Here is a 23,432-nt window from a genome sequence, read left to right on the forward strand (position 1 = left end):
AGAGAATCTATTATTCTTTATTTCTTAGCAAGCACCAACACTAATGTACCGTCAGCATTATACAATCCAATGCCTCCTCCGGCTAGTTTCCCAAAGGATTTTACTTCATTCAAGGCAGTCAGAATCTTGCCTTCAATCTCCATATCCGGACAAGCCATCATTGTTGCCGCTACACCTGGAAATGAAATAGAAAGTTCATTACCTTCCACCGTCTCATAACTGCCATTAATCAAATTACAACCGGCATTTCCGTGGATTCTCTTCTCTTTTACATCGAACGCAATAAAAGGTTGCTTTTCCATTCCTGTCGGTATGGTTTCGCCATGCACTTCTTTAATGCTCCATTCGCCATTCAAATTCTTCACAGTAACATCTGCAGCTTTCTTTGCTAATACCATAACCGGACGGTTGGATGCATTACAAAGGGCCATATGGCCTTTTCCCATTTTTTTATATCCCTTTACTTGTCCTAATGTACTCAATACATTCTGCTCCATTGTCATATCAGGACACGCCATACGAGTACTTCCGATAGCTCCTAAATCAATTGTACCAGGTTTGGCATTCACATCAAATGATCCCATCATGCGATTGCAACCACTATACCCATACAATTTTCCAGTAGTAGTATCAAAACCAATAAAAGGAACTTGCTGCCCCTGAACCGGAGTAACAGTTGCACCGTTTATTTCAATAATATTCCATTCTCCGTTCATTGATGACAAGGAGGTTGCCTCTTTACTAGAACGGCAGGACGACATTGCAAGTGCTACACCTGCAAGCATAACAGAAACAAATACTTTCTTCATTTATTCTATAACGTTTAAGTTAAATTTCGATGCAAAGATATCAAAAATAACATAAAGTCTCCACTTTTGTTTCATTATATAGTACAGAAAAACTGTACCGTGAAATGATTATCTGAAAATATTGCCGTATATTTGTTCCATAAACAGTTCTTAAATGCTTAACTTTTAATTCTTAATTAAAGAAATGGGTAGAGTTCTTATTATCGGTGCGGGCGGTGTAGGTACCGTTGTTGCACACAAAGTGGCACAAAATGCCGATGTATTTACTGATATCATGATTGCCAGCCGTACGAAATCAAAATGTGACGATATCGTCAAAGCTATAGGCAATCCTACTATAAAAACAGCCAAAGTAGATGCTGATAATGTAGAAGAGCTTGTCGCTCTGTTCAACGATTTCAAACCGGAAATGGTGATCAACGTTGCACTTCCCTATCAGGATTTAACCATCATGGAAGCATGTCTGAAAGCCGGAGTAAACTATCTGGATACAGCTAATTATGAACCGAAAGATGAAGCTCATTTCGAATACAGTTGGCAATGGGCCTATCACGATCGTTTCAAAGAAGCCGGACTCACAGCCATCCTCGGATGCGGATTCGATCCAGGAGTAAGTGGCATCTATACAGCCTATGCCGCCAAACATTACTTCGATGAAATTCAATATCTTGATATAGTAGACTGCAATGCGGGAAACCACCATAAAGCATTTGCAACTAACTTCAACCCGGAAATCAATATCCGTGAAATAACTCAAAACGGACGTTACTACGAAAATGGCAAATGGGTTACAACCGGTCCGCTGGAGATTCACAAAGACCTGACTTATCCCAACATCGGGGCACGTGATTCTTACTTACTTTATCACGAAGAATTAGAATCATTGGTGAAACATTATCCTACGATCAAACGTGCCCGTTTCTGGATGACTTTCGGTCAGGAATACCTGACTCATTTACGTGTGATTCAAAATATAGGCATGGCACGTATCGATCCTATACAGTATAATGGCGTTGAAATAGTTCCCTTGCAATTCCTTAAAGCAGTATTGCCAAATCCACAAGATTTAGGTGAAAACTACGAAGGGGAAACTTCCATCGGCTGCCGCATTCGTGGATTGAAAGACGGAAAAGAACGTACCTATTACGTATATAATAATTGTAGCCATCAGGAAGCATACAAAGAAACTGGTATGCAGGGTGTAAGTTACACCACCGGTGTACCGGCTATGATCGGTGCAATGATGTTCTTCAAAGGAGAATGGAAACGTCCGGGAGTAAACAACGTGGAAGAATTCAATCCTGATCCTTTCATGGAGCAACTTAACAAGCAGGGATTGCCTTGGCATGAAGTATTTGATGGTGATTTAGAATTATAAGAAAAATGATAAACGTAGGAGATAAAGCTCCTGAGCTGTTAGGAGTCAACGAAAAAGGTGAAGAAATCCGCCTTAGTAATTATAGAGGCAAAAAAATTGTATTATATTTCTACCCTAAGGATAACACTTCGGGATGTACAGCTCAGGCATGTAATCTGCGCGATAATTATTCCGAATTACGGAATGCCGGTTATGAAGTGATCGGAGTAAGTATAGATGATGAGAAGTCGCACCAGAAGTTTATTGCAAAGAATAATTTACCCTTTACACTTATTGCCGATACCGATAAAAAGTTGGTGGAACAGTTTGGCGTATGGGGAGAAAAGAAACTATACGGACGTGCTTACATGGGAACTTTCCGTACAACATTTCTTATCAATGAAGAGGGTGTTGTAGAACGGATTATAACTCCGAAAGAGGTAAAAACGAAAGAACATGCCGCACAGATCATGCAGTAAAATAAGGAATAGTAAATCGCTAAAAGATTAATAAAAAAATGGCTAAGAAAGACGAACTTAATTTTGAAACAGATAATAAAATGGCATCAAGCGAAAAATTAAAAGCCTTACAGGCTGCCATGGACAAGATAGAAAAGAGCTTCGGTAAAGGTTCTATCATGAAAATGGGTGAAGAAGTAGTTGAACAAGTAGAGGTGATTCCAACCGGATCTATCGCCCTGAATGTAGCTCTCGGTGTAGGTGGATATCCTCGCGGAAGAATCATCGAAATATACGGTCCGGAATCCTCTGGTAAAACTACCCTCGCTATACACGCCATTGCTGAGGCGCAAAAAGCAGGTGGTATTGCGGCTTTTATCGATGCGGAACATGCTTTCGACCGTTTCTATGCTGCCAAACTCGGAGTAGATGTGGACAACCTTTTCATCTCTCAACCGGACAATGGTGAACAAGCATTGGAAATTGCAGAACAGTTGATCCGTTCTTCCGCCATCGATATTATAGTGGTAGACTCGGTAGCGGCTCTGACACCTAAAGCTGAAATTGAAGGTGATATGGGAGATAATAAAGTTGGGCTTCAAGCACGTCTGATGTCTCAGGCATTGCGTAAGTTAACATCCGCTGTAAGCAAAACACGCACAACTTGCATATTCATCAACCAATTGCGCGAAAAAATCGGTGTAATGTTCGGTAACCCTGAAACGACAACCGGTGGTAATGCCTTAAAATTTTATGCATCTGTACGACTGGACATACGCGGCTCGCAACAGCTGAAGGATGGAGAAGAAGTAATCGGTAAGCAAACGAAAGTGAAAGTTGTGAAGAATAAGGTAGCTCCTCCTTTCCGTAAAGCAGAATTCGACATCATGTTCGGTGAAGGAATTTCCCGTTCAGGAGAGATCATCGATCTTGGAGCAGATTTGGGCATCATTAAGAAAAGCGGCTCATGGTATAGCTATAACGATACCAAATTGGGACAAGGACGGGATGCTTCCAAACAATGTATTGCCGATAATCCTGAATTGGCAGAAGAATTGGAAGCTTTAATATTTGAGAAGCTAAAAGAACCGAAAAAATAAATGGCAACTAGTGATTAGTGAATAATGACGAGTGATTAATGAATAAGAATATTTTAATTCACATTACTCCAAATTAATCACTAATCACTTTTTCAAATCACCCAATACTTCCCTTTTTGCCAAAATCATCTGATCCTATTTATCTTAATATCAAACATTTTCCCACTTCCCTATCCAAGCACTCAAACTAGGAGCAATATCTTTTTCTCATTTATTTTCATCTTACACTGTAACAATAATCATCCGATCACGTCTAACAGGTATAAACATTGAGACAAAATAACAATTCATGGACGCTGAGAGTTTTAAAAAAGAATTTCTACCTTTTCATCGCAAACTTTACCATATAGCTTTCCGGCTATTGGAAAACGAAGCAGATGCTGAAGACTTGGTACAGGAAGCTTATTTAAAACTATGGGATAAGCGAGATGGATTAGCAATTATCAGCAATCCGGAAGCATTCAGCGTAACGCTTATTAAAAATATGTGCTTTGACATGTTACGTTCAGGGAAGTATGTTGCCAATAAGCAGACAATCGAATTGAAAGATTTTCAAAGATCCTGTCCATCGGACGATCTGGAAATAAAAGACGATGCCCGGCAAGTGAAAGCAATCATTGCACAACTGCCCGAACAACAACAAAAAGTAATCATTTTACGAGATGTCAAAGAATGCTCTTTCGAAGAAATAGAACATATTACCGGATTGAATGCCATTAATATACGTGTACTATTATCAAGAGCCAGAAAAAAAATACGTGAACAATTTAATAAACTGAACAACTATGAGAGTCGAGGAAATTGAAAGGCTACTTGCTGTTTTCTATGAAGGGAACACTACCGAGAGCCAGGAAAAGATGTTGAAAGAATACTTCAGTGCTGAAGATGTTCCCGAACATCTGAAAGAAGATAAAAGATTGTTTTGTGGATTTCATGGACCGACACCAGCCGAGGTACCTACAGGATTGGAAGAAAAGCTGATAAAGATGATTGACCGTAAAGAGGAAGAGGAACTACGGTTCTTTCAAAAAAATAAAACTCGCAAAAATTGGCGTTGGATCGGTGGAATAGCTGCCAGTGTACTGCTTCTGCTCAGCACAGGATACAGTATAATTTATCTCCAAAATAATGGCCGCCAACAGCTACAAAATACGTTCAATGATCCTCAAGCGGCTTATGAAATATTACATGCCACTTTATTAGAAGTAGCTACCGGGCTTAATACAGGAATTGAAGAAGTAGTGGAAGCTCAGCAAGAAGTAAAAAGAACAAATAAAGAGATAAGAAAAGATATATTATAATTAAAAATATAAGATTATGAATAGAAACAGAACTTTTTTAATGTGCTTACTATTATTATTACCTTTGTTTTGCCAAGCTCAAAGCTTGTTCAGTAAGTATAGCGATATGAGTGATGTATCTTCAGTCTACATTACAAAAACAATGATAGAAATGAATCCAGATCTATACACCAAAGATGTCACTATCGGCAAAATCGCAAAAAATCTGGAACTGGTACAAATACTTTCCACCATGAATGACCGGATAAAGAAAGAAATGCGCCGGGATATTGAAAGCGTTGTCAATAACCAAAAATACGAATTATTAATGAAACAGAAAGGGATTGTTTCTCGTATGGCATTCTATGTGCAAAGGAAAGGAGAGAATGTAAGCGATCTCATTATGGTTACTGACGGACCTGCTACGCTGAAATACATCCGTCTCGTAGGAGACATGACTTTGAAAGATATCCAAAGTATAGTGAAATCACAGAAAACCAGTGAAAACCTCAACCCGATAGATCAAATAAAACGTGCAATCAGCGATATAAACATTGATTATCCCAATGAATATATGGAAGACTTCAAAGAATTAAACGATCTAAAAAAAGAACTTGATGCCTTGAAAAAGGAGTTGAAGAATTCAGATTGGTCATATGTCACTGAAATAAATAAGTAACTTATGTCCCATATAATACATTTATGGCAGATATACCATTTTTCTATATATCTGCCATAAACTTAAAGATCAGAAGAATATTTATTGAATATCATTACTTTAAAAACAGTAAATATAAGCTAGAGTACTGCAACTGATCACTATCCACAGAAGTACTCCTTGAATTAATGGCTTAATGCCCACCGCCTTCACCACATCAATTGAAAGGGAAGCCCCGATAAAAAACATTGTAATGGTTAAGGTTTTACGCGCCAACCCATTAATGGCATTGCCGATCTGAACACCCAAATCTGTTGTCCCCAATAAATAAGTATTCACAACCAATGCCAAAATAAAGAAAAAGATAAACCATGGAATACTGATTTTCTGTCCTTTACTCTTAAATATAAAAGAAGTAGCAAACGCAATCGGAATAATCCAAAGCGCACGGGTTAACTTGATAGTGGTAGCCACTTTCAAGGCTTCTTCTCCATAAGCAGCACCAGCACCTACAACCGAACTCGTATCATGGATGGCAATGGCCGCCCACGTCCCGAAATCGTGTTGACTCATTCCCAAAGCATGCCCTATAACCGGGAAAATAAACAGAGCAATCGCATTTAGAATAAAGATAGTTGCCAGTGCCACAGACATTTCACTATCATTAGCTTTCACAACCGGCCCAACAGCGGCAATCGCGCTGCCACCGCAAATTGCAGTACCGGAACTGATTAGATAGGAAGTATTCTTGTCTACCTTTAGCATTTTCCGCCCAATGAACCAACCAATCAACAAAGTACCGACTACTGAAATAATAGTAAATTCCATTCCCTCTTTACCGGACGCCAATGCTGAATGAAGATTCATCCCGAACCCTAAACCTACTACCGAGTATTGCAATAAATATTTAGAAGTTTTCTTATTGAATTTAGGATGTGCCTGCCCACAAACAAGTGCGAAAGCCAATCCCAAGAATAATGCCAGTGGAGGAGTTACCCATGCGGAAAGAGCATGCATGCCAGGAATATAGTCCAATAAAAGAAATAAAGTCAGAATCGATACGAGCGACACATAAATTGTCTTGTTGTTCATCTTCAATGTTTTTGTAATAGCTGAAACCATATCTTTAATATTTAATTATTTTTTTCGATTGCAAAGGTAGGTTTACTTTACGGTATGCGCCAATCGTTTCTTATTATATGCAATAACCTTTAGTTATAAACTATTCCAAATATGACATTACAACTTCTCCACTTACAACTTCTTGCTATGATGCATCGCAAACTGCATGAATACCTGCGACAATCCTCCCTCCTGCCCCTGTTGATGAACAAAGCAAAACTCACGCATCATTTGCATGCCTTTGATTTCAATGACACGAAATGTACCGGATGCCAGTTCTTTGCTGATAGAGCGAATTGAAACGATGCCCATGCAATCCGTATTCTCCAGAAAAAGTTTGATGCTTTCCGTACTCCCAAGATACATCATTACATTCAGCGAAGAAAGTTTGATGTTATGCTGTTGTAACGCTCGCTCTATAACGTCCAGTGTACCCGAACCACGTTCACGTAACACAAGGGGAATTCCTGCCAAATCTTTCGGTTCAATTTCCTCCGGCAAAGATAGTTTATTGCGAGTATGTACCACAGCAACTAATTCATCTTCAAGAAAAGTGGTATATTTCAGATTTGGCAAACGATAGATTCCCTCCACCAGCCCCAAATCCACACGGTGTTCTTGCAAAGCAACCTCCACCCCGCGGGAATTTCCATTCAATAAGGAAAGAGTAACCTGAGGAAATTTACGTATAAAACTACCCAACAAAGGCGGAAGTACATATTGAGAAATCGTAGTGCTGGCACCGAGTTTCAGCTCCCCAATATAATCGTCATGCAATAAATGCATGTCATACTCCAAACGTTTATAAGCATCAAGAATCCGCTCGCTATGCTCCAACAGCAATTTTCCGGCTTCTGTAAGAGAGATTTTATTGCCTTGGCGATCAAACAAACGAGCTTTATAACAAGTTTCCAGCTCCTGAATATGTTTCGTGATAGCCGGCTGACTGATAAAAAGCTCTTGCGAAGCCTTAGTGAAACTTAGGTTATTCGCTACACTCCGAAATACTTTCAAACGAAAATCAGACATAGGGATTAGCGGTTAACAGATTAGTAATTTATACCAAAGTTTTCAATTATAACTCGTCCCCTCTGATACCAAGAGCTTGCATCAATGGAAAAGCCAGTATTTCCCACCGATATTCAACAGTTCCTTCCGGTTCACTCATGCAAAACTGGACAATTTCCTTCTCTTTGACAGCATTCAATGTTTTAACAACTTTATCACCATACTCTTCATTAAAAGAAATAACTACCAATTTTTTCACATCGGGAGAATCTATAACTATGTCAAGCATGTCAAGGAAAAGCTCGCCCCGAGACACCATATCTTCACAGGGCACTCCCGCAAAAGAGAACTCACCAAACTGGTTAGAGAATGCCACTCCATCCAATTCTTTTTTGAAATCGGCAGGCTTACAATCGATCAATCTTGAAGAATTCTGATCATACACAAACAATAGTTGAACTTTGTTGTCTCCTTCCATAATACCGGCATCCAATGCCAAATAGGTCGTTAACGAAGATAAATCAATCTGTTGTAGCGGACGATTGAGTTGGTTCTCAAAATATTTCTTTAAATCAACTATTACAAAATTAAGGAATGCCGCATCAATCAACATTACCGTTTCAGGAAGTTTTATCTTTTCATTCATAGTGGAGTTCTATTCTTATCTTTATTCAGTGGTTCAAAGATACAATAAAGCTTTTATCCGCACACCATTAATCTTTCAAAAGTTTAAATACTTGGACCATTTTCTACTTCGGCTTTCATACAAAAAGTATAAAAACTCAATATACGACAACGCCTACATCAAACAGAAACTTTAAATCCAACCATGCAATTTTCCAACATACAAAGACTACCATGGTCGATCAAATTAAACATTTCATTACCTTCATTAAAAATTCAGTAAACTCCTATGTTTTGCTGACAATATGTTCCTATTTCCCTATTTTCAATAACCAACTATCTTCATAAGATTGTCGAAATAGCATTCAAAGAAGTAGTTTTAGGTCATGAAAAGAGAAAAATATGGCTTCCAAACATATAAAATAACCTTATTCGACCGATGAAAGTACCATTACCATTAGATGAAATAGCTATTCCCAACGTATGAAATAACCATAATCAACAGATGAAGTAACCATATCCAGCAGATAGAGTAGCAATAACCAGTAAATCAATGTAAAATTCAACGGTAAATACATCCTTTTCTTTTTCCTTTTTCTCTATTCCGCCCTATCTTGCGAAGCTTCAATAACCGACATTATGAGACAATATAGTCTATATGATCCACCATGTGAAAAGAACGAGCAAATATAGAAGTACATAAAGAAACCCATTCAACCTTTATTCCGACAAAGCGAATAAGTCAAATCGCTCCACAGTGCGTTTTTTTTGATCATGCCTATCATCGGTCGGAATTAAACTCTTTATAGTGTATCAGAAAAGCATTTTGTCAATTTGTAACAATTGGGAATTTCAAGAATGGGTTTTCTCATACATTATCTATGTAAATACGCAAAGTATAAAGTAAAAGAAGACATTTTGTCAACAAATTATACAAAATTACTGAAATAATGGCATTATTTGTGCATTGGCAAATCTTTTGCGCACTTTCAGTGTTATTAAGAAGTGAAAAAAAGAAAGGAGATTATACAATATGAACTTTAACAATTTTACAATTAAAGCCCAAGAAGCAGTACAAGATGCTGTGAACCTGGTACAAAGCCGGGGGCAACAAGCCATTGAACCTGTTCACTTATTGGCCGGAGTGATGAAAGCTGGGGAAAACGTGACTAACTTCATCTTCCAGAAGTTAGGTGTAAACGGTGCCCAAATAGCACAAGTCGTGGACAAGCAGATTGACTCATTGCCCAAAGTGTCAGGCGGAGAACCTTATTTAAGCCGGGAGTCTAATGACGTACTTCAGAAAGCTACTCAGTATTCAAAAGAAATGGGTGATGAATTTGTTTCTCTCGAACCGATATTAATAGCCCTGCTTACAGTAAAAAGTACTGTTTCCTCTATCCTCAAGGATGCCGGAATGACAGAAAAAGAACTTCGTGCAGCCATCACTGAATTACGTAAAGGGGAGAAAGTAACTTCACAGTCAAGTGAAGACAACTATCAGGCACTTGAAAAGTATGCGATCAACCTGAATGAAGCAGCTCGCAGCGGCAAACTCGACCCGGTGATAGGCCGCGACGAAGAGATACGACGTGTCCTTCAGATTTTGAGCCGCCGTACAAAGAACAATCCGATATTGATTGGCGAACCAGGTACGGGTAAGACTGCCATTGTTGAAGGGTTGGCTCATCGTATATTAAGAGGTGACGTTCCCGAAAATTTGCGTGACAAACAAGTTTACTCATTAGATATGGGTGCTTTGGTGGCAGGTGCTAAATATAAAGGAGAATTTGAAGAGCGATTGAAATCCGTAGTCAACGAGGTCATGAAATCCGAAGGAAACATCATTCTTTTCATCGATGAGATTCACACGCTCGTAGGTGCCGGGAAAGGCGAAGGTGCCATGGACGCAGCCAATATTCTGAAACCTGCACTCGCTCGCGGTGAGCTTCGTGCCATTGGTGCGACTACCTTGGATGAATATCAGAAATACTTCGAAAAAGACAAGGCTTTGGAACGACGCTTTCAGATCGTGCAGGTGGACGAACCTGATACGCTAAGTACCATTTCGATCTTGCGTGGGTTGAAAGAACGTTACGAGAATCATCATCACGTACGTATTAAAGACGATGCAATCATTGCTGCCGTGGAACTGAGTAGCCGTTATATTACCGATCGCTTCCTTCCGGACAAAGCTATCGATCTTATGGATGAGGCAGCAGCCAAGTTACGTATGGAAGTCGACTCCGTACCCGAGAATTTGGATGAAATATCCCGCAAGATCAAGCAACTGGAAATTGAACGTGAAGCTATCAAGCGGGAAAAAGACCAACCCAAACTGGATACGATAGGTAAAGAAATTGCTGAATTAAAAGAGCAAGAAAAGTCACATAAGGCTAAATGGCAGAACGAAAAGTCTCTGATGGACAAGATCCAAAAGAACAAGGTAGAAATAGAAAACCTAAAATTCGAAGCCGAAAAAGCCGAACGGGAAGGTGATTATGGAAAAGTTGCTGAAATACGTTACGGTACACTCCAAGCTCTGAACAAAGAGATCGAAGATACTCAGGAAGAACTGAAAGTAATGCAAGGCGACTCGGCCATGATTAAGGAAGAAGTGGACGCTGAAGATATCGCTGATGTTGTAGCCCGCTGGACAGGAATTCCGGTAAGCAAAATGTTACAGAGTGAAAAGGACAAGCTGCTTCACTTGGAAGACGAGTTGCACCAGCGCGTCATCGGTCAAGATGAAGCCATCGCTGCTGTTGCCGATGCAGTCCGCCGTAGTCGTGCAGGACTTCAAGACCCGAAACGTCCGATCGGCTCATTCATATTCTTGGGAACGACCGGTGTCGGTAAGACAGAATTGGCAAAGGCTCTCGCTGAATTCATGTTCGATGATGAATCAATGATGACCCGTATCGACATGAGTGAATATCAGGAAAAACATAGCGTCTCCCGTCTTGTCGGAGCGCCTCCGGGATATGTAGGTTATGATGAAGGCGGTCAGTTGACAGAAGCCATCCGGCGCAAACCATATTCCGTAGTATTGTTCGATGAAATAGAGAAAGCTCACCCGGATGTTTTCAATATCCTTTTGCAGGTGCTGGATGACGGACGACTGACAGATAACAAAGGTCGTGTGGTAAACTTTAAGAACACCATCATCATCATGACTTCCAATATGGGAAGCTCCTACATCCAAAGTCAGATGGAGAAATTGAACGGTGAAAACAAAGAGAAAGTAGTCGAAGAAACCAAAAAGGAAGTGATGAATATGTTAAAGAAAACCATTCGTCCGGAATTCCTAAACCGTATCGATGAAACCATCATGTTCCTGCCACTGACGGAAAAGGAAATTAAAGAGATCGTGCTGTTACAGATCAAAGGTGTCGAAAAAATGCTTGCTGGCAATGGTGTTGAATTGAAACTGACAGATGCTGCCATAGACTTTATTGCACAGGCAGGATATGATCCGGAATTTGGAGCCCGTCCGGTGAAGAGAGCAATCCAGCGTTATTTGCTGAATGACTTGTCAAAGAAGCTACTTTCACAGGAGGTGGCACGTGACAAAGCGATCATTGTCGATGTAGCAGGTGACGGATTATCATTCCATAATTAAGATACAAAAGCAACGTCGTAGGAATGCCGGTATATTGAGTTATATCGGCATTTTTGCATTCTATGTACTCAGAAAACGATTTTTTTAGCCAACATTCTATGCATGGGATGAAATATAACAAGAATGTAAATCCCATGTCCCGGAAGTTTTAAATCCAACGAAGGAGAAACACTACATTCCTTCATTTTTAGCTCTCCCTCTTCATCATACAAATATACCATTGCATCCTTCAGCAGATTGCTTAAGTGCAATGTCCCCTGTTCAGCATCCAACTGAAAATCAAATGTTTTATTCGATTTCTTTTCCATACTCTGTGTGCATCTTTCTTCCTGTCCCCCAAAGAAGAATCTAAATATGTAAAAAAGCGTGGGAACTGCTGCCATTATCGTACTTGAGGCTCTGGACTGCCACTATTCAAATAATGTACAGCAACCCACGCCCAATACTATATATTTGCATATACAGCAGAGCATGAGCGCTTGCAAGCATTATTCCTGAATAGTGAAATTGTCCAGATTTCAAGTACAGAATAATATTTTAAACGCCTTTGTTCTTTATTGTTACTAATTGTCCCATTCCCTGACGCTTCAGAGCGTTATGGACTGCAACAAAGATAAGTAAAAAGCTTTGAATCTACAGTAAGAAGACTCAAAAATATTCCTGCAAATATAATAGCATTCACAGAACAGTGGTTTATAGCTTTTGTTTAAAGCTGATCAATAAAAAAACAAAAAGCGTGATAAATATCCCGTGGGACGTTTATCACGCTTTCTCTTCTACAATCAAGATGTCTAAGAGACTCTCTTATTCTGCAGTTTCTTCTTTTTCCGATTCTTCTACCGGGGCTTTAAACTCATTAATTCCATTGGTAATAAGAATATTATACCAAGAAATAAGCTTCTTTATATCATTGAGATATACACGATCCCGGTCAAAATTAGGCAATATCTCCGCCATATAGGCACGCAATTCGTCAGCAGAGGCTTTCTTCGGATCAAGAGAAATCGCTGAACCGTTTTCTTTACTCTTAATCGCTTCAAGAACCTCATATAAAGGCACTTCAGAATCATCCGTGTACATTGCTATATCTGCCAGAGAAATTATTTTTTCATTACCATAAGCAGGAAAGCGTTTCTTATCAGCATTGATCGATTCAACAATCAGCATGTTCTTTCCTTGTGAAACAAGTTTATACAATCCCGGTTTTCCGGAAATGGACAAGATAGTCTTCAGCATAGTATATTCTGTTTTTATTAGTTATTTTTTGACGGGCAAAGATAATCAATATTTTTAGATAGCAAAGATATTAACTCTAAAACCTGAGGAATTAAAGGCGTTTCATCATCATTTATAATCACAAATCCTGCTTGTAGGCGCTTCTCTTCATCGCTCATTTGGCATTGACAGCGTTTCACAATCAGTTCACGCGAAGAATTATCACGCCTGACAGCACGTTCTATTCTCAACTCAAACGGAGCATATACCATCACTATCAAATCAACTTCACTGTCGAAACCGGATTCAATCAATATTGCAGATTCAATTCCTACGATGGGAAAAGCAGCATGAGCCTCTGCCCAATTTCTAAAATCTTCCTTTACGCGCGGGTGAATGATATCATTTATCCGCCTGGCATGATCAGGATGCCCAAAAAGATAAGAAGCCAGCACTGGTTTATTCAGTTCACCGTTTTCAAACAATTTATCGCCCAACAAGTTACAAAGCTCTTTACGAATAAACGGACTTGAATTTGTCAGCCTTTTAGACTCTGCATCGGCAATATAGACAGGAACTCCCATCACCTCCAGCAATCGTGAGACAATACTTTTGCCACTGCCTATGCCACCTGTTATACCTATTCTAATTGCCATAAGAAGAAACTTGTTCAATCAGAAAATCCACCTTATCAGGCACAACACGTACATGGCTCACTCCTTGCGGAATAGATTTCAACTTAACCGTATATTTGTCAGATCCTAGCTTAAGCAAATCTTCATAAGAAACATTGATATAGAAAGATTCTGGAGTAATCTTATGAAAACGTCCTAATCCCACCTGAAAGGTCACCTGCACCTTAGATGGAAATGTACGCAACACCTTGTCCGCTGGAAAATTAATGCCATGTAAAGGGACTTCAACCGTCTTTTCCGTATATATGTCTACGGGAAAAGTCAAATCGACAGCATTTGGTACAAATTTAACTCCTTTCAAATCCATAATGGATGCATGATACGTCAATGTATCAACAATATCACTTAAGTCAAAGGACCGCGTATAAGCCGCAAAGATAGTATCAAGAATATTCTCCGGTGCATAGACCAATACCGAATCGGGAGAATAAATCGTATCCGAAATATAATACTGCCGTCCAGCAGAAACCTTGCCATGCATTTTCACCGGAACCAGTTTTGATTTACCCGTAGAATAAATATATTCCAAAGTATCCGGTTTAACCGAAAGTAATCGGGTAGAGACATTAAGTTGACTTAATATTTTTTTCTCAAATTCGGAAGCGTAAATCTTCACATGATTATCACGTCCTTTATAATCGTCATAATCAAGATTAACCGGAAAAAAACTCTTCCCTAACATATAGTTGAGCAAAACAGTACCTTTGTCTTTCACTTTAATACGCACTTCAGAAGCAGGAGCCGAAGTAATAACTACATTGTTAGGAACTCCTTTCAAGCGAACCGGAATAGAATATTCCGCCTCATAATCATTGTTTAATGTCTGAAGTAACCAAAAGCCGGCAGCAATCAGGAAGAAAAACGAAAAGATTAAGAATTCCCTGCTATTTTCACTAAGCAGAAAATTCTTAATCTTTTTGGAAAGTTTCAAATAAATATATTTTATGTTCCTACGTTCGGACATAGGCTAATTACAGTTACAGCTTATTTAGCAGCTTGCTGGCTGGCAGCAGAAGCATCTGCAAAAATAGAATTCTTATCTATCTTGATTTTTACATTAGCTGCAATTTCAAGAACAATATAATCATCGGTAATCTCTTTAATAACACCATGAATACCTCCAGCGGTAATTACCTTCTGATTCACCTGAAGAGATTTACGGAAATTAGCAATCTCTTTTTGTTTTTTATTCTGAGGACGGATCATAAAAAAATACATGATAACAAACATTGCTATCAGCAGGATCCACATCATACTTCCATTAGGTCCGGCTGCCGGAGCTTGCAGTAATACAGTCAATAAGTTCATAAATTAATCTGTTTAAATTTTCTAATCTATATAAAGCAAAGGTATCAGTTTTTTGTCAACTTACCTTCTTTTTTCAATTGATTAACTATTCCATCCAACGTTCCGTTGATGAAACTACCGCTTTTGGCAGTGCTATAGAGTTTTGCAATCTCTACATATTCATTTAACGAAACACTGACCGGAATGTTCGGGAAACTTAGAATTTCTGCTAATGCAGTCTGCATAATAATGACATCCATGAAAGCAACACGATCCAGATCCCAGTTTTTAGTATTTTCGCTGATCAGATGACGGTAATAATCAGAATTCAGAATAGTACGGCGGAAAAGGCGACGTGCAAATTCCTGATCTTCATCATCCTTGAATTCGGGAAGTAATTCCTGATTAGCTCCGTTCTTTTCTTCGAAACGTTTAATCGTTTTCAGCACGAATGTGTCAACTATTTCTTTATCATCATTCCAATATAAACTCTGATCTTCCAAAACCTGATCCAAAGAATCATTATTGTATATAAATGCTTTATAAATCTTTCTCCAGAATTCACGATCGGAATCATATGAATTATCTGCTGAAGCCATGTATTCTTTATAGACGTCAGATACTACAATCTTTTCATAAAGTTCCTTGATGAAATCTTGGTCATTAGCCCATGTTCTTTTTTGATTAGCGATAAACTCCATCAATTGCTTGTTCACTTCGAGTTGTGCAACAAATTTATTATCCACAAATTTCGTGTTAGGATACAACTCTTCTTTCGTAGGTTTCAACTTAGCTTTTGCCGCATCGATGCGTTTTTGTGCGTAGTCCGTCAATGCAATCATAAGCATCAACAAATAGTTATAGAGGTCATATGCCTTGGAAAGGCTAAAGAACAACTCTTTCTCCGCTGAGTCTAAATTTTTGCTTCCGTTCTGATAGTAAGCATACACTATCTGTATGATTTTTAGACGAATAAGAACTCTGTTAATCATAATCTTTAATAATACTGTTATTAACGAATTGCAAAAGTAGATATTTTTAATGAGTTTACACAAATAAATCACATTTTTTAATGCAGTAATTCATTCTCTGCCCTTTTTCTTTTGACAGTTGAAAAAAAAGTTCCAATTTTGAAGCCGATTATTAACAGACCTAATGATATGGAAGATTTAAAAAAGAAAATAGTTGCAGAGATAAATGATAAAGAGATTGTATTCTCTAAATCCATTAAGGCTGGTAAACGTATTTACTATCTTGACGTAAAAAAGAACCGGAAAGACGAAATGTTCCTTGCCATCACGGAAAGCAAGAAAGTGGTGCTGGGTGAAGGAGATGATTCTCAAGTAAGTTTTGAAAAACATAAGATCTTTCTATACAAAGAAGACTTTGACAAATTCATGACCGGTTTGACTCAAGCCATCGAATTTATAAACGAAGTGCAAGGGCACGCGGTAAAAGAAGAAGAAACCGCTGAAATCATTCAACCCGAGGAAATCAAGATCGACATTGATTTTGAATAAAGTTTTTTTTGATAATTCGAAAAGAAAGTGTACTTTTGCACCGCTTTTTTGCAACAACGGGTGGATATCCACATCGTGTGATGGTGAATTAAGCACTCAAATCACTTAATTTAGAGTAACACAAAAAATTAGAAAATGAGATCAATTGAAGTAAAAGGAACTGCAAGAACGATTGCAGAACGCTCTTCAGAACAAGCAAGAGCATTGAAAGAAATCCGTAAGAACAATGGTGTACCCTGCGTACTTTACGGAGGTGGTGAGAATGTTCATTTTACTGTACCTGTAGAAGGCTTGCGTAATTTGGTATATACTCCACATATCCATGTCGTAGATTTGAACATCGATGGTAAAAAAGTAAACGCCATTTTGAAAGATATCCAGTTCCATCCGGTAAAAGACACGATCCTTCACGTTGATTTTTATCAGATTGACGAAGCTAAACCAATCGTAATGGAAGTTCCGGTACAGTTGGAAGGTTTGGCAGAGGGTGTGAAAGCCGGTGGTAAATTAGCATTGCAACTTCGTAAACTGAAAGTTAAAGCTTTATATAACGTAATTCCTGAGAAACTGACTATCAATGTATCCCATTTGGGTCTTGGTAAGACAGTTAAAGTCGGTGAGCTGAGCTATGATGGTCTGGAATTGCTGAATGCAAAAGACGCTGTCGTTTGTGCAGTTAAACTGACTCGTGCAGCAAGAGGTGCCGCTGCCACAGCAGGAAAATAAATGTAGAACAATATTTCTACCAGAATATTCCGGAACGCAGATTATCACAGATTTTGGTCTGTGTTAATCTGCGTTCCCTTTATATCTCAATTATAACTAATTATGAAATATCTTATTGTCGGACTGGGTAATATCGGACCGGAATATCATGAAACCCGTCACAATATCGGTTTCATGGTAGTAGATGCCCTTGCCAGAATAAATAATGCCCCATTCGTAAGCGGACGTTATGGTTCAACAGCTTCTTTTTCGATAAAAGGAAGAGAATTTATATTACTAAAGCCCTCTACGTTCATGAATCTAAGCGGATTAGCAGTTCGTTACTGGATGCAAAAGGAAAACATCCCATTGGAGAATGTACTGATAGTAGTCGATGACTTGGCTTTGCCATTTGGAACCCTGCGCCTGAAGGGAAAAGGGAGCGATGCCGGTCATAACGGACTCAAGCATATAGCGGCTACATTGGGAACACAGGAGTATGCACGTTTACGTTTTGGCATCGGGAATGACTTTCCTCGCGGAGGACAGATCGATTATGTATTGGGACATTTCAATGATGAAGATTTGAAAACAATGGATGAGCGCCTTGAATCGGCAGGAGAAATTATTAAAAGCTTTTGTCTTGCCGGAATTAATATTACCATGAATCAATTCAATAAAAAATAATTAAATGCCTGAAGCTAGAATAGACAAATGGATGTGGGCGGTACGTATCTTCAAGACACGTACGATTGCTGCCGAAGCCTGCAAAAAAGGTCGTGTCAGTATAAATGGTTCATTCGTAAAAGCAGCACGCATGATTAAACCGGGAGATGTGATTCAAGTAAAAAAGCCCCCCATCACCTACTCATTTAAAGTGCTGCAAGCCATCGAAAAGCGCGTGGGAGCCAAATTAGTCCCGGAAGTTATGGAAAATGTAACTACTCCCGACCAATATGAGATATTGGAAATGAGTAAGATCAGCGGATTCATCGACCGTGCCCGCGGCACCGGACGTCCAACGAAAAAAGACCGCCGAAGCTTGGAAGATTTCACAACTCCTGAGTTCATGGATGACTTCGACTTTGACTTCGACTTCGATGAAGAAGAATAATCGGTACCTGCTAGAGCTTGATCAAACACGTATTTAACCACAAAAAAGTTATTGGTGAAAAGAAAGGGTTCGGATGAACCACTCAATTTTTTTGTCCGACCAATCGGTATACATCCTCCTTTTCACCAACAACCCATAACACATCCCCTTCTTCGAAAGGCGCATTTACATCCGGAGCCATTAGTATTTCCTCGCCTCGTTCTACTCCTGCAATCAAACAATGAAATTTATCCCTGATACCTGATTCACGTAAAGTTTTTCCAAGAAAAGCAGAATCGGCATCAATCATAAACTGTTTCAATGTCATTTCACTCCTTTCAAACACATCCGTATCGAAGGAAGAACCACGCGACATCTCTTCACCAAACAGACTTAATTGTTGATCGGTACCTATCACCTGAATCTTATCCATAGGAAAAAGTCGTACGCTACCTCCCGGAATATTAATCCTACGCTTTCCACGAAGAATAGAGGCTACATGCACACCATATTTATTACCTAGATTCAAATCCAACAATGTTTTACCTGCCCAAAGAGATTCACCCGGTATTTCAAAATCAGCCAAGTGCAAATCACGAGAAAGTAATCTGCCGGCATACTCAGGTTTCTTTTCACCCATATAAACCGCACGCATATCACGTGAACGCAAATTCTGGAAGAACTTCCGTTCTATCAATATCGACTGCTTCTTCAACCTACGTGAACCCACCATCAATACAACTGCAAGAATTGCAATGCCAATCACAAGGCCAATAGATGCTTTGAACAAGCCAGCTATAGTAAACATCACAAACAAGACGGCAACTACCACACGCAAAATGATGGTGGCCACTAAAGGAGCCCTGTTCGTCCGATGATCGTTCCAAAGCGTCATAAACTCAATGGAATGGTTCTTTTTCACCATAATAGCCCGTAAAAAAGGAGCTATCAAAAGAATGATGAAAGCAGCACTAAGCAACGATCCCCAGAACTGTGATAGTTGTTCACGAAAAAAGGGAACAACAAAACGAAATGAAAGGGCAATAACGGAAATACTAACTATCGAATAAACAACCACGATACGCGCCATTGCAAAAAGCAGTTTTTTCCACAAACTTTCCTGATTCACCGTTTGTGACCCGGAAGTATACCGATTTAGAAAGCGTCTCCAAGACTTTGGCAAATGCCGATCAACATAGTCGGATGCCGGTTCCGCCAGTCGAATCATATAGGGGGTAAGGAAAGTGGTGATAACTGATACAGCCACCACGATAGGATACAAGAAATTGCTCGTCACATGAAGTGAAACACCTAAAGAAGCAATAATAAAGGCGAACTCACCAATCTGTGTTAGGCTGAAACCGCACTGCATGGCCGTCTTCAACGGTTTTCCCGCCAGTACCACTCCAAAAGTACCAAAGAAAGCCTGCCCTAAAATGACAGCAAGGGTAATCACAAAGATTGGCAAAGCATATTCACCAATCATTGCAGGATCTACCATCATACCGACAGAAACGAAAAAGATTGCTCCAAATAAATCCTTAACTGGTTTTACCAGACGGTCGATAGATTCTGCTTCAATGGTTTCGGCAAGAATAGATCCCATAATGAAAGCACCGAATGCAGCGGAAAATCCCGTATTGGCCGCTATCACCACCATACCAAAGCAAAGTGCCAGCGAAACGATCAACAAAGTTTCCTCGCTCATCAACTTACGGCACCGCTTGAGAAACTCCGGAATCAGATAAATACCGACAACGAACCAAAGGATAAGAAAAAATAATAATTTCCCGATACTCTCAAGCATCTCCGTACCCTCAAAATTATTGCTCACTGCCATAGTTGAAAGCATCACCATAAGTACAATGGCAAGAATATCTTCCAAAATCAGAATACTCAGCACCAAACCGGTAAACTGCTTTTTACGAATGCCCAAGTCATCAAAAGCTTTATAAATAATAGTAGTAGACGACATCGCTATCATTCCTCCCAAAAAGATACAATCCATCCGTTGCCAGCCAAAGCTCATCCCCACAACTGTACCTAGCAATATCATGCAAAATATAACGGTACAGGCTGCTATAACAGCCGCTCCACCTACTTTTACAATTTTTTTAAAACTAAACTCAAGTCCCAATGCAAAAAGAAGGAAAATCACACCTATGTCAGCCCAAGTCTTAATATTGGCAGTATCCATTACGGAAGGTGTAAAAGGCATGTGAGGACTTGCCAAGAAACCAGCAACCACATAGCCCAGTACCAATGGTTGCTTTAATTTCTTAAATAACAGGGTCATAACACCGGCACAAAGCAGTATCAATGCCAGGTCAGCTATCAAAGTAGGTAAGTTTGACATTATCGTAGACTATTTATTGCATACAAAAGTACACGAAAATCAAGAGACATGTCAGAATTGAGCAAAAAAAATTATGCCTGAGACTTTTTAATCGCTCCCAGGCATAATGGTAAATTACAAAAAGGGGGGGAATATTACTTTCTGAACGGTGGCCGTACTACAACTGCTTTCAGCTTACGTCCGCGCATATCGATATAAATCTCAGTGCCCAATTTGCTATATTCCGGTTTAACATATCCCATACCGATACCTATTTTACGTACAGGAGACATCGTTCCGGATGTAACAACTCCAATTTTCACACCCTCGGCATTCACCAAGTCATATCCATGACGAGGGATTCCACGGTCTTGCATTTCAAAACCAACTAATTTACGCACAGTGCCTTCTGCTTTTTGTTTCTCAAGCATCGGACGATTGGTAAAGTTTTTGCCTTCCACAAATTTGGTAATCCAACCCAATCCCGCCTCTATAGGAGAAGTCGTATCGTCCAGATCATTACCATAGAGACAGAAGCCCATTTCCAAACGGAGTGTATCGCGAGCCCCCAGGCCAACCGGTTTGATACCAAATTCTTCGCCTGCCTCGAAAACGGCTTTCCATATTTTGTCGGCCGCATCCGGATAGAAATAAAGTTCAAAACCTCCGGCACCCGTATAACCTGTATTAGAGATTATCACATTCTTTTCTCCGGCAAACTCACCAACCTTAAAAGTATAATAAGGTATATCGGAAAGATTGATATCCGTCAACTTCTGTAAAGCAAGAATCGCTTTAGGCCCTTGGACAGCCAACTGAGCCATCCGGTCCGAAGAATTTTCCAGTTCAGCACCTTCCGTATTGTGAGAAACGCACCAATTCCAATCTTTTTCGATATTGGCAGCATTGACAACTAAAAGATATTTTTCAGGCTCAAACTGATACACTAACAAGTCATCTACAATACCCCCTTTTTCATTAGGGAAACAGGTGTACTGTACTTTACCCGGTTCAAGGGCAGCCACATTGTTAGAAGTTACTTTCTGGAGAAAAGCCAAGGCATTAGGCCCTTTTACCCAGAATTCACCCATGTGGGATACATCAAATACACCTACAGCATTACAAACGGTGAGATGTTCTTCAATAATGCCGGTATATTCAATCGGCATGTTATAACCGGCAAACTCGTGCATTTTAGCACCCAGTGCAATATGTTTGTCGGTAAACGGAGTGGTCTTCATAAATTAAATATTAAAAGTTGAAAATTAAATATTAAGCTTTCTCTGCAACCAATTCAACGATCTTTACGATAACTTTCATTGCCTTTTCCATATTCTCGATAGGAACAAATTCATAACGTCCGTGGAAGTTTAGTCCACCGGCAAAGATATTAGGACATGGAAGACCTTTAAAAGAAAGTTGCGCACCGTCCGTACCGCCACGAATAGGTTTCACATTCGGTTTCACTCCCACAGCCTCCATAGCCGCAAAAGCAGTATCGATGATATGCATTACCGGCTCAATCTGTTCACGCATGTTATAGTATTGGTCGCGCAACTCGAGAGTGGCAACGTCTTCGCTATATTCTGCATTTACTTTTCTTACCAGATGAGCCATCTCACGTTTACGGCTTTCGAAACGGGCACGATCATGATCGCGGATTATATATGAAATGGTAGTTTGCTCTACAGTGCCTTGGATGCCGACCAGATGATAGAAGCCTTCATAGCCTTCGGTGTGTTCGGGCGTTTCATGACGCGGGAGCATCGATATAAATTGATTTGCCAAACGGATGGAGTTGATCATTTTATGGCGGGCGTATCCCGGATGTACATTCCGTCCCTTAAAAGTTATTTTAGCAGCGGCCGCATTGAAATTTTCAAACTCCAGCTCGCCCACTTCACCGCCATCCATGGTATAAGCCCACTGGCAACCGAACTTTTCCACATCAAACTTATGCGCTCCTTCTCCAATCTCTTCGTCAGGATTAAATCCGATACGGATCTTGCCGTGTTTGATTTCCGGGTGTTCTTTCAAATATGCGATAGCAGAAACTATTTCAGCAATACCTGCTTTATCATCCGCCCCCAGTAAAGTCGTACCATCTGTAACGATCAGGTTTTCACCTTTATGATCGAGTAGTTCAGGGAATTGCGACGGACTCAATACTACTCCCTCGGCAGCATTCAGCATTATATCTCCGCCACCGTAATTTTCTATTATGCGAGGTTTTACATCTTTCCCGCTCATATCAGGACTGGTATCCATATGGGCGATAAAGCCGATGGTAGGAACTTCCTTTTCCGTATTTGCCGGAAGAGTGGCGAAAAGGTAGCCATGCTCGTCCAGTGAGATATCTTCCAAACCTAAGGATTCCAACTCTGATTTCAGATATTCAGCAAAAACCATCTGTCCCGGTGTGCTGGGAGTAAGCCCTGTTTCTTCACTCGATTGAGTATCAAAGCTTACATACTTCAAAAAACGTTCTACTAAAGTCATACTGTTCATATTTTAGGATTTACATTTTACGATTGAAATCACATC

Annotated in this window: 24 protein-coding genes; 11 read left to right on the forward strand and 13 right to left on the reverse strand. The window is 39.7% G+C overall.

Features of this window, described 5'->3' with window-relative positions:
• Positions 1–17 precede the first annotated feature (17 nt).
• The gene (locus H8744_RS00075) at positions 18–809 is read right to left on the reverse strand and encodes an META domain-containing protein (protein ID WP_262432877.1); all 792 of its coding nucleotides are present in this window, start codon (positions 807–809) and stop codon (positions 18–20) included.
• Positions 810–993: 184 nt separating this feature from the next.
• On the opposite strand from H8744_RS00075, the gene H8744_RS00080 reads away from it, so the two are divergent.
• From H8744_RS00080 to H8744_RS00105, 6 genes are all read left to right on the forward strand, one after another.
• Positions 994–2,187: a saccharopine dehydrogenase family protein gene (locus tag H8744_RS00080; RefSeq protein WP_262432878.1), complete on the forward strand. Its 1,194-nt coding sequence runs from the start codon at positions 994–996 to the stop codon at positions 2,185–2,187.
• Positions 2,188–2,192: 5 nt separating this feature from the next.
• Complete coding sequence (gene bcp, locus H8744_RS00085; protein WP_262432879.1) at positions 2,193–2,645, forward strand: thioredoxin-dependent thiol peroxidase; 453 nt, start codon at positions 2,193–2,195, stop codon at positions 2,643–2,645.
• Positions 2,646–2,683: 38 nt separating this feature from the next.
• Positions 2,684–3,724: a recombinase RecA gene (recA, locus tag H8744_RS00090; RefSeq protein ID WP_305067316.1), complete on the forward strand. Its 1,041-nt coding sequence runs from the start codon at positions 2,684–2,686 to the stop codon at positions 3,722–3,724.
• Between the two features lie 289 nt (positions 3,725–4,013).
• Positions 4,014–4,529, forward strand: a complete 516-nt coding sequence (locus tag H8744_RS00095) for a GFO_1088 family ECF-type sigma factor (RefSeq protein ID WP_262432880.1) — start codon at positions 4,014–4,016, stop codon at positions 4,527–4,529.
• Positions 4,510–5,025 carry a PG0215 family putative anti-sigma factor gene (locus H8744_RS00100; protein ID WP_262432881.1) on the forward strand — a complete coding sequence of 172 codons (516 nt, stop codon included), beginning with the start codon at positions 4,510–4,512 and terminating at the stop codon, positions 5,023–5,025. Before H8744_RS00095 ends, H8744_RS00100 begins: the two co-directional genes overlap by 20 nt.
• Before the next feature lie 40 nt (positions 5,026–5,065).
• On the forward strand, positions 5,066–5,683 hold the full coding sequence (locus H8744_RS00105; protein ID WP_305067402.1) for a DUF4252 domain-containing protein: 618 nt from the start codon (positions 5,066–5,068) through the stop codon (positions 5,681–5,683).
• A gap of 99 nt (positions 5,684–5,782) precedes the next feature.
• On the opposite strand, the gene H8744_RS00110 is transcribed toward H8744_RS00105, so the two are convergent.
• The 3 genes from H8744_RS00110 to H8744_RS00120 form a co-directional block, all read right to left on the reverse strand.
• On the reverse strand, positions 5,783–6,784 hold the full coding sequence (locus H8744_RS00110; protein WP_262432882.1) for a YeiH family protein: 1,002 nt from the start codon (positions 6,782–6,784) through the stop codon (positions 5,783–5,785).
• 132 nt (positions 6,785–6,916) lie between these two features.
• On the reverse strand, positions 6,917–7,813 hold the full coding sequence (locus tag H8744_RS00115) for a LysR family transcriptional regulator (RefSeq protein WP_262432883.1): 897 nt from the start codon (positions 7,811–7,813) through the stop codon (positions 6,917–6,919).
• 46 nt (positions 7,814–7,859) lie between these two features.
• Positions 7,860–8,438, reverse strand: coding sequence for a DUF6621 family protein (locus tag H8744_RS00120; protein WP_262432884.1), 579 nt, complete (start codon positions 8,436–8,438; stop codon positions 7,860–7,862).
• A gap of 1,011 nt (positions 8,439–9,449) precedes the next feature.
• Between H8744_RS00120 and clpB the strand changes: the two genes are divergently transcribed.
• On the forward strand, positions 9,450–12,038 hold the full coding sequence (gene clpB, locus H8744_RS00125; RefSeq protein ID WP_262432885.1) for an ATP-dependent chaperone ClpB: 2,589 nt from the start codon (positions 9,450–9,452) through the stop codon (positions 12,036–12,038).
• A gap of 68 nt (positions 12,039–12,106) precedes the next feature.
• Here the strand turns inward: clpB and H8744_RS00130 are convergent, their stop codons facing one another.
• From H8744_RS00130 to nusB, 6 genes are all read right to left on the reverse strand, one after another.
• Positions 12,107–12,346, reverse strand: coding sequence for a hypothetical protein (locus H8744_RS00130; RefSeq protein WP_262432886.1), 240 nt, complete (start codon positions 12,344–12,346; stop codon positions 12,107–12,109).
• Positions 12,347–12,842: 496 nt separating this feature from the next.
• A complete protein-coding gene (locus H8744_RS00135; protein ID WP_262432887.1) occupies positions 12,843–13,274 on the reverse strand; it encodes a DUF5606 family protein in 432 nt (143 codons plus the stop codon).
• A gap of 17 nt (positions 13,275–13,291) precedes the next feature.
• Positions 13,292–13,909 carry a dephospho-CoA kinase gene (gene coaE / locus H8744_RS00140; protein ID WP_262432888.1) on the reverse strand — a complete coding sequence of 206 codons (618 nt, stop codon included), beginning with the start codon at positions 13,907–13,909 and terminating at the stop codon, positions 13,292–13,294.
• Positions 13,899–14,912, reverse strand: coding sequence for a CdaR family protein (locus H8744_RS00145; RefSeq protein WP_305067317.1), 1,014 nt, complete (start codon positions 14,910–14,912; stop codon positions 13,899–13,901). The genes coaE and H8744_RS00145 overlap by 11 nt, the downstream gene beginning before the upstream one ends.
• A gap of 20 nt (positions 14,913–14,932) precedes the next feature.
• Positions 14,933–15,256 carry a preprotein translocase subunit YajC gene (gene yajC, locus H8744_RS00150; RefSeq protein WP_262432890.1) on the reverse strand — a complete coding sequence of 108 codons (324 nt, stop codon included), beginning with the start codon at positions 15,254–15,256 and terminating at the stop codon, positions 14,933–14,935.
• Between the two features lie 44 nt (positions 15,257–15,300).
• Entirely contained in the window at positions 15,301–16,227 is a 927-nt protein-coding gene (gene nusB, locus H8744_RS00155) for a transcription antitermination factor NusB (protein ID WP_262432891.1), read from the reverse strand.
• Between the two features lie 168 nt (positions 16,228–16,395).
• Here nusB and H8744_RS00160 point away from each other — a divergent pair, with 168 nt between their 5' ends.
• The 4 genes from H8744_RS00160 (at position 16,396) to H8744_RS00175 (ending at position 18,574) form a co-directional block, all read left to right on the forward strand.
• Positions 16,396–16,755 (forward strand): DUF3276 family protein, encoded by a 360-nt coding sequence (locus H8744_RS00160; protein ID WP_262432892.1) that lies wholly within the window; start codon positions 16,396–16,398, stop codon positions 16,753–16,755.
• A gap of 135 nt (positions 16,756–16,890) precedes the next feature.
• Entirely contained in the window at positions 16,891–17,481 is a 591-nt protein-coding gene (locus tag H8744_RS00165) for a 50S ribosomal protein L25/general stress protein Ctc (protein ID WP_262432893.1), read from the forward strand.
• A 102-nt stretch (positions 17,482–17,583) separates the two neighbouring features.
• Entirely contained in the window at positions 17,584–18,147 is a 564-nt protein-coding gene (pth, locus tag H8744_RS00170; protein WP_262432894.1) for an aminoacyl-tRNA hydrolase, read from the forward strand.
• A 4-nt stretch (positions 18,148–18,151) separates the two neighbouring features.
• Entirely contained in the window at positions 18,152–18,574 is a 423-nt protein-coding gene (locus H8744_RS00175) for an RNA-binding S4 domain-containing protein (protein WP_262432895.1), read from the forward strand.
• A gap of 82 nt (positions 18,575–18,656) precedes the next feature.
• Here H8744_RS00175 and H8744_RS00180 read toward each other — a convergent pair whose 3' ends face one another.
• From H8744_RS00180 to pepT, 3 genes are all read right to left on the reverse strand, one after another.
• Entirely contained in the window at positions 18,657–20,909 is a 2,253-nt protein-coding gene (locus H8744_RS00180; RefSeq protein ID WP_262432896.1) for a monovalent cation:proton antiporter family protein, read from the reverse strand.
• Between the two features lie 134 nt (positions 20,910–21,043).
• On the reverse strand, positions 21,044–22,129 hold the full coding sequence (gene gcvT / locus H8744_RS00185; protein ID WP_262432897.1) for a glycine cleavage system aminomethyltransferase GcvT: 1,086 nt from the start codon (positions 22,127–22,129) through the stop codon (positions 21,044–21,046).
• A 31-nt stretch (positions 22,130–22,160) separates the two neighbouring features.
• Entirely contained in the window at positions 22,161–23,387 is a 1,227-nt protein-coding gene (gene pepT, locus H8744_RS00190) for a peptidase T (protein ID WP_262432898.1), read from the reverse strand.
• Positions 23,388–23,432: the final 45 nt, after the last annotated feature.

The sequence above is a fragment of the Jilunia laotingensis genome, assembly GCF_014385165.1.
GTDB classification, from domain to species: domain Bacteria; phylum Bacteroidota; class Bacteroidia; order Bacteroidales; family Bacteroidaceae; genus Bacteroides; species Bacteroides laotingensis.

Coding starts and splice junctions, on each gene's coding strand:
- H8744_RS00075 (WP_262432877.1), bottom strand. CDS start 809: ATGAAGAAAGTATTTGTTTCTGTTATGCTTGCAGGTGTAGCACTTGCA.
- H8744_RS00080 (WP_262432878.1), top strand. CDS start 994: ATGGGTAGAGTTCTTATTATCGGTGCGGGCGGTGTAGGTACCGTTGTT.
- bcp (WP_262432879.1), top strand. CDS start 2,193: ATGATAAACGTAGGAGATAAAGCTCCTGAGCTGTTAGGAGTCAACGAA.
- recA (WP_305067316.1), top strand. CDS start 2,684: ATGGCTAAGAAAGACGAACTTAATTTTGAAACAGATAATAAAATGGCA.
- H8744_RS00095 (WP_262432880.1), top strand. CDS start 4,014: ATGGACGCTGAGAGTTTTAAAAAAGAATTTCTACCTTTTCATCGCAAA.
- H8744_RS00100 (WP_262432881.1), top strand. CDS start 4,510: ATGAGAGTCGAGGAAATTGAAAGGCTACTTGCTGTTTTCTATGAAGGG.
- H8744_RS00105 (WP_305067402.1), top strand. CDS start 5,066: ATGTGCTTACTATTATTATTACCTTTGTTTTGCCAAGCTCAAAGCTTG.
- H8744_RS00110 (WP_262432882.1), bottom strand. CDS start 6,784: ATGGTTTCAGCTATTACAAAAACATTGAAGATGAACAACAAGACAATT.
- H8744_RS00115 (WP_262432883.1), bottom strand. CDS start 7,813: ATGTCTGATTTTCGTTTGAAAGTATTTCGGAGTGTAGCGAATAACCTA.
- H8744_RS00120 (WP_262432884.1), bottom strand. CDS start 8,438: ATGAATGAAAAGATAAAACTTCCTGAAACGGTAATGTTGATTGATGCG.
- clpB (WP_262432885.1), top strand. CDS start 9,450: ATGAACTTTAACAATTTTACAATTAAAGCCCAAGAAGCAGTACAAGAT.
- H8744_RS00130 (WP_262432886.1), bottom strand. CDS start 12,346: ATGGAAAAGAAATCGAATAAAACATTTGATTTTCAGTTGGATGCTGAA.
- H8744_RS00135 (WP_262432887.1), bottom strand. CDS start 13,274: ATGCTGAAGACTATCTTGTCCATTTCCGGAAAACCGGGATTGTATAAA.
- coaE (WP_262432888.1), bottom strand. CDS start 13,909: ATGGCAATTAGAATAGGTATAACAGGTGGCATAGGCAGTGGCAAAAGT.
- H8744_RS00145 (WP_305067317.1), bottom strand. CDS start 14,912: ATGTCCGAACGTAGGAACATAAAATATATTTATTTGAAACTTTCCAAA.
- yajC (WP_262432890.1), bottom strand. CDS start 15,256: ATGAACTTATTGACTGTATTACTGCAAGCTCCGGCAGCCGGACCTAAT.
- nusB (WP_262432891.1), bottom strand. CDS start 16,227: ATGATTAACAGAGTTCTTATTCGTCTAAAAATCATACAGATAGTGTAT.
- H8744_RS00160 (WP_262432892.1), top strand. CDS start 16,396: ATGGAAGATTTAAAAAAGAAAATAGTTGCAGAGATAAATGATAAAGAG.
- H8744_RS00165 (WP_262432893.1), top strand. CDS start 16,891: ATGAGATCAATTGAAGTAAAAGGAACTGCAAGAACGATTGCAGAACGC.
- pth (WP_262432894.1), top strand. CDS start 17,584: ATGAAATATCTTATTGTCGGACTGGGTAATATCGGACCGGAATATCAT.
- H8744_RS00175 (WP_262432895.1), top strand. CDS start 18,152: ATGCCTGAAGCTAGAATAGACAAATGGATGTGGGCGGTACGTATCTTC.
- H8744_RS00180 (WP_262432896.1), bottom strand. CDS start 20,909: ATGTCAAACTTACCTACTTTGATAGCTGACCTGGCATTGATACTGCTT.
- gcvT (WP_262432897.1), bottom strand. CDS start 22,129: ATGAAGACCACTCCGTTTACCGACAAACATATTGCACTGGGTGCTAAA.
- pepT (WP_262432898.1), bottom strand. CDS start 23,387: ATGACTTTAGTAGAACGTTTTTTGAAGTATGTAAGCTTTGATACTCAA.